2 protein-coding genes are annotated in these 1,379 nt (G+C 62.6%); both read right to left on the minus strand.

From position 1 onward, the window contains the following. Positions 1–714, minus strand: a 714-nt coding sequence (locus EN969_RS31145; protein ID WP_164758664.1) for a CaiB/BaiF CoA-transferase family protein, incomplete at its 3' end; no start/stop codon positions are given. Positions 715–813: 99 nt separating this feature from the next. Then, positions 814–1,379 (minus strand): alpha/beta hydrolase (locus EN969_RS31150; RefSeq protein WP_164758665.1); only part of this gene is annotated, 566 nt, incomplete at its 5' end.

Raw genomic sequence — 1,379 nt, forward strand, 5'->3', positions numbered from 1 at the left:
GTTCATATGCGCATTGCCCATCTGCACCGGCGATTTGCCGGAGACGAGATAGTTCAAATTCTGGTTGCCGAGCGCCGAGATCTGGGTGTCGAAAAGCGCCATGTCGACATGCTGACCGTCGCCGGTCTGCTCGGCATGGCGCAGTGCTGCCTGGATGGCGATGACCGAATAAAGGCCGGTGAAGATGTCCGAGATGGCAACGCCCGCCTTTTGCGGCTCGCGGCCGACCTCGCCGGTGATCGACATCATGCCGGCCATGGCCTGGATGATGAAGTCGTAGCCGGCGCGCGGTGCGTACGGACCGTCCTGGCCGAAACCGGTGATCGAGCAGTAGACGAGGCGCGGGTTGATCTTGCGCAGGCTGTCATAGTCGAGGCCGTATTTCTTCAGGCCGCCGAGCTTGAAGTTCTCGATCAGCACGTCCGAAGTGGCGACCAGCCGGCGCACCGTCTCGGCGCCTTCCGGGGTCGAGAAATCGATGGCGATGGAGCGCTTGCCGCGATTGCAGGAATGGTAATAGGCGGCCGACAGGTTCTCGCCGTCCTTGCCCATGACGAAGGGCGGGCCCCATTTGCGGGTGTCGTCGCCGCCATCGGGGCTCTCGACCTTGATGACATCGGCGCCGAGATCGGCAAGCAACTGCCCGGCCCATGGCCCGGCAAGGATGCGGGCGAGTTCGACGACGCGGACGCCTTTCAGCGGGGGCTCAGCCATGGATCACCGTGGTTGCCGCAATCACTGCGATTGCTGCGAAAGCAGAGCCTCTATCAAGCCCTGCAACGGCTGTCACGGCTCTTGCAATGGGCCAATCCGTCACGCTTTGAGGACTTCGTCGGCCCAGGCGGCGAAATCATCCATGATAATGTCGCGATTCACCTCGTTCAGGCTTTCGTGGCGGGTGTCGGCGTAAACCTTTGAAACCAGATTCGAAAAGCCCATCTTGCGCATGCGATTGGCAAGATGGGTGATCCCTTTGCCATAGTCGGAAGCCGGATCCTTCTCGCCGCCGACGATGCTGACGGGCAGGTCGCGCCGGATACCGGCAAAGCCGGCATCCTTGCCACCGTTCAGCGCCATACCGACGACGTCGCGCCACATCGACACCGAAGCGTCCCAGCCGCACAAGGGATCGGCAATGTATTTCGCCACTTCCGCTTCGTCGCGCGACAGCCAGTCGAACAGCGTGCGGTGATTGGGCACCGCCTTGCCCCAGGCCTGGAAGGTGAGTTTCGGCAGCAGGCGCGATGGCACGTCGGAGCCGAGCCGCATCCGTTCCCAGGCAAGGATGCCGAGCGCAAGCTGCCCAAGCGGGCCTTGGGAGAAATTGCCGTTCCAGATTGCTGCCGCGTGAACGCGTGGCGAGTGGCGCTGAACTACCT

The sequence above is a fragment of the Mesorhizobium sp. M7A.F.Ca.CA.003.01.2.1 genome (assembly GCF_003998945.1).
GTDB classification, from domain to species: Bacteria; Pseudomonadota; Alphaproteobacteria; order Rhizobiales; family Rhizobiaceae; genus Mesorhizobium; species Mesorhizobium ciceri.